Annotated in this window: 8 protein-coding genes; 7 read left to right on the top strand and 1 reads right to left on the bottom strand. The window is 64.4% G+C overall.

Features of this window, described 5'->3' with window-relative positions:
- Nucleotides 1–188: 188 nt before the first annotated feature.
- Together PSEWESI4_RS24525 and PSEWESI4_RS24520 are read left to right on the top strand one after the other, a co-directional pair.
- Nucleotides 189–878 (top strand): FadR/GntR family transcriptional regulator, encoded by a 690-nt coding sequence (locus tag PSEWESI4_RS24525; protein WP_187673861.1) that lies wholly within the window; start codon nt 189–191, stop codon nt 876–878.
- A 72-nt stretch (nt 879–950) separates the two neighbouring features.
- A complete protein-coding gene (locus PSEWESI4_RS24520; RefSeq protein WP_187673860.1) occupies nt 951–1,712 on the top strand; it encodes a GntR family transcriptional regulator in 762 nt (253 codons plus the stop codon).
- A 726-nt stretch (nt 1,713–2,438) separates the two neighbouring features.
- Here the strand turns inward: PSEWESI4_RS24520 and uraH are convergent.
- On the bottom strand, nt 2,439–2,792 hold the full coding sequence (uraH, locus tag PSEWESI4_RS24515) for a hydroxyisourate hydrolase (protein ID WP_187673859.1): 354 nt from the start codon (nt 2,790–2,792) through the stop codon (nt 2,439–2,441).
- A gap of 420 nt (nt 2,793–3,212) precedes the next feature.
- Between uraH and puuE the strand changes: the two genes are divergently transcribed.
- From puuE to PSEWESI4_RS24490, 5 genes are all read left to right on the top strand, one after another.
- Nucleotides 3,213–4,157, top strand: coding sequence for an allantoinase PuuE (puuE, locus tag PSEWESI4_RS24510; protein WP_187673858.1), 945 nt, complete (start codon nt 3,213–3,215; stop codon nt 4,155–4,157).
- The gene (gene uraD / locus PSEWESI4_RS24505; protein WP_187673857.1) at nt 4,154–4,669 is read left to right on the top strand and encodes a 2-oxo-4-hydroxy-4-carboxy-5-ureidoimidazoline decarboxylase; all 516 of its coding nucleotides are present in this window, start codon (nt 4,154–4,156) and stop codon (nt 4,667–4,669) included. Before puuE ends, uraD begins: the two co-directional genes overlap by 4 nt.
- Before the next feature lie 42 nt (nt 4,670–4,711).
- Nucleotides 4,712–5,707 (top strand): allantoicase, encoded by a 996-nt coding sequence (alc, locus tag PSEWESI4_RS24500; RefSeq protein ID WP_187673856.1) that lies wholly within the window; start codon nt 4,712–4,714, stop codon nt 5,705–5,707.
- Nucleotides 5,708–6,063: 356 nt separating this feature from the next.
- Entirely contained in the window at nt 6,064–6,567 is a 504-nt protein-coding gene (locus tag PSEWESI4_RS24495) for an ureidoglycolate lyase (protein ID WP_187673855.1), read from the top strand.
- Between the two features lie 49 nt (nt 6,568–6,616).
- Nucleotides 6,617–7,936: a urate hydroxylase PuuD gene (locus PSEWESI4_RS24490; RefSeq protein WP_187673854.1), complete on the top strand. Its 1,320-nt coding sequence runs from the start codon at nt 6,617–6,619 to the stop codon at nt 7,934–7,936.
- Nucleotides 7,937–8,100 lie beyond the last annotated feature (164 nt).

The following is an 8,100-nucleotide window of genomic DNA, read 5'->3' as shown; positions in this document are numbered from 1 at the left end:
CCCCCCCCGCCCCGCTGGCGAAAAGCGTGGCAGCGCCGCAGAAAGGCGAATTGCACGGTTGATGGGATGACAGCCGGAATCCGGTCTGCTCTCATCCGGCCCGTGCAGGGCGAAGGCCGGGCGACCCGACGGGGCCGCCCGGCCTTCGGGCAATCGAACAACAGCGTCCCACGGAACTAGGAGAGTCAATGTTTTCTTCATCCAAACTGGTCAACTCGGTCGTCCAGAAGCTGCTCGACACCATCGAGCAGGGTCGCTGGGCCGCTGGCCAGATGCTGCCCGGCCAGCGCGAGCTCGCCGAGCAGTTGGAGATCAGCCGGCCCAGCCTGCGCGAGGCCATCACCGTCCTGGAGACCCTGGGCGTCGTGCGCTCGCTGCCCGGCAAGGGCGTGATGGTGCTCGAACGCGACGATGCCACGTTCCGGGAGATCAGGGCCCCCGCCACGGCGACCCTGGAGGACATCCTGCAACTGCGCTACGCGCTGGAGCCCTTCGTCGCGGGGCTGGTCGCCCAGACCGCCGACAGCACGGAGGTCGGCCAGTTGCGGCTCCTGCTGCTGGACATGCGCGAAGCGGTCGAGGACGGCAACGCCGCCGCCCTGGTGGAGGCCTATTCGGCCCTGCACCGCAAGCTGGTGGCGCTCACCTCGAACCCGATCTTCCTGAGCGTTTCCCAGCAGATCGGCAGCGCCCTGGAACAGAGCGACAGCCTGGTCCGGCGCAACATGGAATATGCAGAGGACATCCTTCAGGAACACGAGGCGATCCTCAAGGCGATCCGCCAGCACGACAGCGAAGCCGCCAGCCAGGCGATGCGGCTGCACATCCTCAACGAAGGGGTGCGCCTGAACATCAGCCTGCGCGTGCCCGAAGCATGAAACGTGTGAAACCGCGTGCGCTGGTCCGCATGCGAGAGGCTATCCGATCAGTAGGCAGGTGCGATCATGGTCATGACCGAGACTGTTGAACCAGGGGCGAAAGCCGACACGGGGGAGAAGTCTTCCAGCCACTTCATCTACGAAAGCATCTACGCGGCGATCCTGGACAAGCGCCTAGCGCCGGCCGCGCGGCTCAACAAGGAAACCCTGGGGAAGATCTTCCAGGTCGGCAGCGGCACGGTCCAGCGCGCGCTGGCGCAACTGGCGCGGGAAGGCGCGGTGGTCATGGAACCCAAGCAGGTGGCCATGGTGGCCAGACCGGACCGGCAACAGGCCCGCCAGGTGCTGGAGGCGCGCCTCCTGGTCGAGTCGGAAGTACTCCGGCTGGCGGCCGCGCGCATCACCCGCGACGAACTGGCCGAGCTGCGCGACATCGTCGACAGCCAGCGCGCCTGCCTGGCCGACAGCGACAGCGCGGGCCTGATCAACCGGGACTGCCGCTTCCACCTCAGGCTCGCGGAGATCGCCGGCAACGGCCTGCTGGTCGACTTCCTCCGCGACCTGCTGACCCGCGCCTCGCTGAACATCGCCCTGAGCCGGAGCTGGGTCCATTCGAAGGAAACCTGCCGGCAGCAACTGGACGTGATCGATGCGCTGGAGGCCGGAGATGCCAGCCACGCGGCGGAGTCGATGGCCGCGCACCTGAACGAGATGTTCGACCGCCTGCACTTCGCCCCGCCGCTGACCACCGACCTGCGCACGGCCTTCCAGGACAAGCTCCGCCGCGCGACACCGCCATCGTATGTCTCCGCGCCACGCCTGCGGAGTTGCTGAAGGGTGGGGGCATGGGTAGAAAGGAGGGGGTTGTCTGGATTACTCGCTTCGCTCGCCCTTCGGGCCGTCCTGAAGGGCGTTCGGTGCAGGCACCGTCCCGCGTTCGCGGGAATGACGGGGTTCGGAGCACGCACTCACCATCCCCTGTCGTCCTCGCGAACGCGGGGAACCCAGGAAACGTGCCCGTGGTCTGGGGATGCTTCCTGGGGTGCCAATCCCGGATTTCATCCGGGCTACTCGTTGGGGAGGGGTTGGCTTCGGTGTCTGCCGAAACGTTGCCCCTCTCCCTAACCCTCTCCCATGAATGGGAGAGGGAACTGTTCGTGCGGATGGTTAGGCCTGCGCAGTGCCGCTTTGCTCCCCTCTCCCATTTATGGGAGAGGGGCCGGGGGAGAGGGTAGATCAGCCATTCGCCGAAACTTTGCCCCTCTCCCTAACCCTCTCCCATGGATGGGAGAGGGAACTGTTCGTGCGGATGGTCAGGCCTGCGTTTGGGTGACTCGCTCTACTCGCCCTTCGGGCCGCCCGGAAGGGCGTTCGGTGCAAGCACCGTCCCGCCTTCGCGGGAATGACGGGGGTTCAGGGCACGCACTCACCATCCCCTGTCGTCCTCGCGAACGCGGGGAACCAATGAACAAACCGCAAAAAAAAGCCCGCAGTGTGAGGCGGGCAAGACTCTTCGTTGGGAGTCGGAGGGTAACGAGTGGTACAGCGGTTTGCCGAGTGCTAGCTCCCGCGATAGGTGGAGTAGCTGTACGGCGAAATCAGCAGCGGAACGTGGTAGTGATCCTGGCCGGCATCGATGCCGAAGCGCAGTACCACCACGTCAAGGAAGGCGGGGTTGGACAGGACCACGCCACGGGCGCGGTAGTAGTCGCCGGCGTGGAAGTGCAGTTGGTAGACCCCGGAGCGATAGTCGTCGCCCTGCAGGATCGGCGCATCGAGGCGGCCGTCATGGTTGGTCAGCGCGGTGGCGATCAGTTCCGTCCGCGCACCGTCGACCCGGTACAGCTCGACCTTGATCTCGCTGCCGGGGCAGCCGTGCGCGGCATCCAGTACATGCGTGGTTAAACGTCCCATGGGTTTCCGGGCATCCGCGTTCGCCTGGCGAACCCGTCGATGCCACGCCTCCTCTCTTGTCAGTTGAATTCCGGGCGATACCGGGCTGGAAGGCCCGGCGCGGTGTGAGCATAGCACGCTCGAAGCAGAATATAAGACACTTTACATATTAATTGTACACAATATTGCCATCCCAATACCGTGCACGCGCTGTCCACATGCCCCAATATGATTCCACATAGCGCTCAGAGATATAGCCATCCCCGGCTTTTATACCTGACTGATCGGGCAAGATTTTTGCAATCCGATTATCCTGTGCGGAAATGAAATTTTGATTTACAAAGCGCATTTCACTTTGTATACAATCATCCCATCACGATCGCCAAAGCCATTCGACCAAGGCTCCAGCGATCACAACGTCTACTAGAAAGGATGACTGCTGTGAGTGCTGACTACCCACGCGACCTGATCGGCTATGCCAACAACCCTCCTCATCCGCACTGGCCGGGCGACGCCCGCATCGCCCTGTCCTTCGTGCTCAACTACGAGGAAGGCGGCGAGCGTTGCGTGCTGCACGGCGACAAGGAGTCCGAGGCGTTCCTGTCCGAGATGGTCGCCGCCCAGCCGTTGCAGGGCGTCCGGCACATGAGCATGGAATCGCTGTACGAGTACGGCAGCCGCGCCGGCGTGTGGCGCCTGCTCAAGCTGTTCAAGAAGCACGACATCCCGCTGACCGTCTTCGCCGTGGCCATGGCCGCCCAGCGCCACCCCGAGGTGATCAAGGCGATGGTCGCCGACGGCCACGAGATCTGCAGCCACGGCTACCGCTGGATCGACTACCAGTACATGGACGAGGCCCAGGAGCGCGAGCACATGCTCGAGGCCATCCGCATCCTCACCGAGCTGACCGGCGAGCGCCCGCTGGGCTGGTACACCGGGCGCACCGGCCCGAACACCCGCCGCATCGTCATGGAGGAAGGCGGCTTCCTCTACGACTCCGACACCTACGACGACGACCTGCCCTACTGGGACCCGGCCAGCACCGCCGAGAAGCCGCACCTGGTGATCCCCTACACCCTGGACACCAACGACATGCGCTTCACCCAGGTGCAGGGCTTCAACAAGGGCGACGACTTCTTCGAATACCTGAAGGACGCCTTCGACGTGCTCTACGCCGAAGGCGTGGAAGGCGCGCCGAAGATGCTCTCGATCGGCATGCACTGCCGCCTGCTCGGCCGCCCTGCCCGCCTGGCCTCGCTGGCGCGCTTCATCGACTACGTGAAGAGCCACGAGAAGGTCTGGATCGCCCGCCGCGTCGACATCGCCCGCCACTGGCACGCCACCCATCCCTTCGCCGAGAACCAAAAGCAGGAGAGCTCGAAATGAGCCGCTTCCAGACCCTGACCCCGTCCCAGTTGAGCCGCGACCAGTTCGTCGCCGCCTTCGCCGACATCTACGAGCACTCGCCGTGGGTCGCCGAGAAAGCCTACGACCTCGGCCTGGACGCCAGCGTCGACGACATCGACGGCCTGCACCAGCGCATGGCCGACATTCTGCTCAGCGCCAGCCACGATGCACAGTTGGCGCTGATCAACGCTCACCCGGACCTGGCCGGCAAGGCAGCCGTCCGTGGTGAACTCACCGCCTCCTCCACCGCGGAGCAGGCCGGCGCGGGCATCCATGAATGCACCGCCGAGGAATTCACCCGCTTCACCGAACTCAACGATGCCTACAAGGCCAAGTTCGGCTTCCCCTTCATCAAGGCGGTGAAAGGCAGCAACCGGCACCAGATCCTGGCGGCCTTCGAGGAGCGCATCCACAACTCCCCGGAGCAGGAATTCGCCACCGCCCTGGCCGAGATCAACAAGATCGCGCTGTTCCGTCTGCAGCAGCTCTGACTGCACGCCGGCACCGTCCCTCCCACGTAGAGAAGAAGCCCAATGAAAAACTACGCCGTACCTTTCGAGAAATACGTCAACCTGGCCGACGCCCGCCTCGGCACCAAGGCCATCTTCGTCACCGACGACTGGTTCGCCGACGTCAACCGGCTGTTCCAGCCGACGCCGGCCGTATGGAAGGAGGGCGTGTTCGACGACAACGGCAAGTGGATGGACGGCTGGGAGTCGCGCCGCAAGCGCTTCGAGGGCTACGACCATGCGGTGATCCGCCTCGGCGTGCCGGGCTCGATCAAGGGCGTGGACATCGACACCAGCCACTTCACCGGCAACTTCCCGCCGTCGGCCTCCCTGGAAGCCTGCTTCGTCGCCGAAGGCGATCCGAGCGAAGACACCGTGTGGACCGAAGTGCTGCCGGCCGTGACCCTGCAGGGCAACAGCCACCACTATCACGAGATCGCCAACGACAAGGCCTTCACCCACCTGCGCTTCAACATCTACCCGGACGGCGGCGTGGCGCGCCTGCGCGTGTACGGCATCCCCTACCGCGACTGGAGCAGCGTCGGCGACAACGAACAGGTCGACCTGGCTGCGGCCCTGAACGGCGGCCGCGCCCTGGCCTGCTCGGACGAGCACTTCGGCCGCATGAGCAACATCCTCAACCCGGGCCGTGGCATCAACATGGGCGACGGCTGGGAAACCGCGCGCCGCCGCACCCCGGGCAACGACTGGGTGATCGTCGCCCTCGGCCATCCGGGCGAGATCGAGCGCATCGTGGTCGACACCCTGCACTTCAAAGGCAACTACCCGGATAGCTGCTCGATCCAGGGCGCCTACGTGAAGGGCGGCACCGACGCGCAGATCGAGACCCAGAGCCTGTTCTGGCGCGAACTGCTGCCGAGCCAGAAGCTGGAGATGCACGCCGAGCACGAGTTCGTCGAGCAGATCGCCAAGCTCGGCCCGATCACCCACGTGCGCCTGAACGTATTCCCGGATGGTGGCATCAGCCGTCTGCGGTTGTTCGGGAAGGTGGCCAAGTAATCCCGGAGAGTGGATGAGGGATGGTGGTCGGACGAGACACCGCCCCTCACCCCCAGCCCCTCTCCCGGAGGGAGAGGGGAGCCAAAAGCGGTACCGCGCGGACCTGACCGTCCGCACGAACAATCCCCTCTCCCATTCATGGGAGAGGGGAGCAAAGCGGCACCACGCGGGCCTGACCGTCCGCACGAACAGTTCCCTCTCCCATTCATGGGAGAGGGTTAGGGAGAGGGGCGAAGCTTCGGCCAACACCGAAGCCACCCCCTCCCCCAATGAGTAGCCCGGATGAAATCCGGGACACGGTAAGCCCCTCTCTCCCTGAAGGAGAGAGGCATCGCAAACGAACAAGTAGAACAGCCATGCGTAGCCTGAAAATCGAGCCCCTGACCAAAGAAGCCTTCGCCCCGTTCGGTGACGTGATCGAAACCGAGGGCAGCGACTACTTCATGATCAACAACGGCTCCACCCGCCGCTATCACAAGCTCGCCACGGTCGAGACCGCGCAGCCCGAGGATCAGGCGATCATCAGCATCTTCAGTGCCGAAGCGCTGGAGATGCCGCTGCGCATACGCATGCTGGAACGCCATCCGCTGGGCAGCCAGGCCTTCATTCCGCTGCTCGGCAATCCCTTTCTGGTCGTGGTCGCGCCACTTGGCGATGTACCTGTACCGGGGCTGGTCCGTGCCTTCCTCACCAATGGCAGGCAGGGCGTTAATTACCATCGCGGCGTCTGGCACCACCCGGTGCTGACGATCGAAAAGCGGGATGACTTCCTGGTGGTCGATCGCAGTGGTTCAGGGAACAACTGCGATGAGCATTACTTCACCGAGGACGAGCAACTCCTCCTCGACCCCCACCAATAAGAGAAGACCCTGGAGCCGGCGTGCCGGCGACGGGTAAGAGGATACGGCTGTGGAAGCACATCTGACTGAATGGCTGAACCTGGGCATTCGCTGGATTCACATGATCACCGGCATCGCCTGGATCGGAGCTTCTTTCTATTTCGTCTGGCTGGAGAACAATCTCGACCGCCGCAACCCGCGCGAAGGGCTGTCCGGCGACCTCTGGGCGATCCACGGTGGCGGCATCTACCACCTGGAAAAATACAAGCTGGCTCCGCCGAAGATGCCGGAGAACCTGCACTGGTTCAAATGGGAGGCGTACTTCACCTGGCTGTCGGGCGTCGCCCTGTTGATGGTGGTCTACTACCTCAACCCCAGCCTGTACCTGATCAAGCCCGGCGTCGAACTGTCCGCCGGCGCGGCCGTCGCCATCGGCTTCGGCTCGCTGCTGATCGGCTGGCTGATCTACGACCTGCTGTGCGACTCGCCGCTGGGCCAGAAACCCGCCCTGCTCGGCCTGGTGCTGTTCGTCCTGATCATCCTCGCCGCCTTCGGCTACAGCCAGGTGTTCAGCGGTCGCGGCGCGTACATCCACGTCGGCGCGCTGATCGGCACCATCATGGTCGGCAACGTGTTCCGCATCATCATGCCGGCCCAGCGCGCGCTGGTTAAGGCGATCGAAGAGAACCGCACCCCGGACCCGGTACTGCCGGCCAAGGGCCTGCTGCGTTCGCGCCACAACAACTACTTCACCCTGCCGGTGCTGTTCATCATGATCAGCAACCACTTCCCGAGCACCTACGGCAGCGAATACAACTGGCTGATCCTCGGCGGCATCGCGATCCTCGCCGTACTGGTCCGCCACTACTTCAACACCCGCCACGAGAGCAACAAGTTCGCCTGGACCCTGCCGGCCGCCGCCGTCGGCATGCTCTGCCTGGCCTTCGTCACCGGTCCGAACCTGAAGTCGGTCGGCGGCAACGAAGCCGCCAAGGCCGAGGTCCAGTACCAGCCGCTGCCGGCCACCGCCGTCGGTGGCAAGACCCCCGCGCAGCGCCAGGAAGAGGAAGCCGCCAAGGCCGCCCACGCCGCCAGCGCTCCCGCCGCCGAAGTCGCCCAGGCCACCGGCCCGGACTTCGACAAGGTGCATAGCGTGATCCAGGAACGCTGCACGGTCTGCCACTCGGCCAAGCCGACCAGCCCGCTGTTCAGCAGCGCGCCGGGCGGGGTGATGCTCGACACGCCGGAACAGATCCGCCAGCAGGCGCAGAAAATCCAGGCCCAGTCCGTGGCCTCGCAGATCATGCCGCTGGGCAACATCACCCAGATGACCCAGGAAGAGCGCGAACTGATCGGCCAATGGATCGCCCAGGGCGCCCGCACCGAGTAACCCACGACCTGGCTGTTATTACCGTCGCGGCCAGGACATTCAGGCCCGCCCACCCCGGCGGGCTTTTTTTTGGTTCATCGCGCTTTCCCGGGGAAGGCGGCCTTGATTTTCAGGAAGAAGTAGTCCGAGTCCCGGAAGCCATAGGCCATGCGTTTGATCACCTT

This window comes from Zestomonas carbonaria (assembly GCF_904061905.1).
Classification (GTDB): Bacteria; Pseudomonadota; Gammaproteobacteria; order Pseudomonadales; family Pseudomonadaceae; genus Aquipseudomonas; species Aquipseudomonas carbonaria.
The sequence above is the reverse complement of the archived record's forward strand: the minus strand, read 5'-3'. Positions and strand labels throughout refer to the sequence as shown.

Excerpts from the sequence above, each read along its gene's own strand:
- PSEWESI4_RS24525 (WP_187673861.1), top strand. The coding sequence starts at position 189 with ATGTTTTCTTCATCCAAACTGGTCAACTCGGTCGTCCAGAAGCTGCTC.
- uraD (WP_187673857.1), top strand. The coding sequence starts at position 4,154 with ATGAGCCGCTTCCAGACCCTGACCCCGTCCCAGTTGAGCCGCGACCAG.
- alc (WP_187673856.1), top strand. The coding sequence starts at position 4,712 with ATGAAAAACTACGCCGTACCTTTCGAGAAATACGTCAACCTGGCCGAC.
- PSEWESI4_RS24495 (WP_187673855.1), top strand. The coding sequence starts at position 6,064 with ATGCGTAGCCTGAAAATCGAGCCCCTGACCAAAGAAGCCTTCGCCCCG.
- uraH (WP_187673859.1), bottom strand. The coding sequence starts at position 2,792 with ATGGGACGTTTAACCACGCATGTACTGGATGCCGCGCACGGCTGCCCC.
- PSEWESI4_RS24520 (WP_187673860.1), top strand. The coding sequence starts at position 951 with ATGACCGAGACTGTTGAACCAGGGGCGAAAGCCGACACGGGGGAGAAG.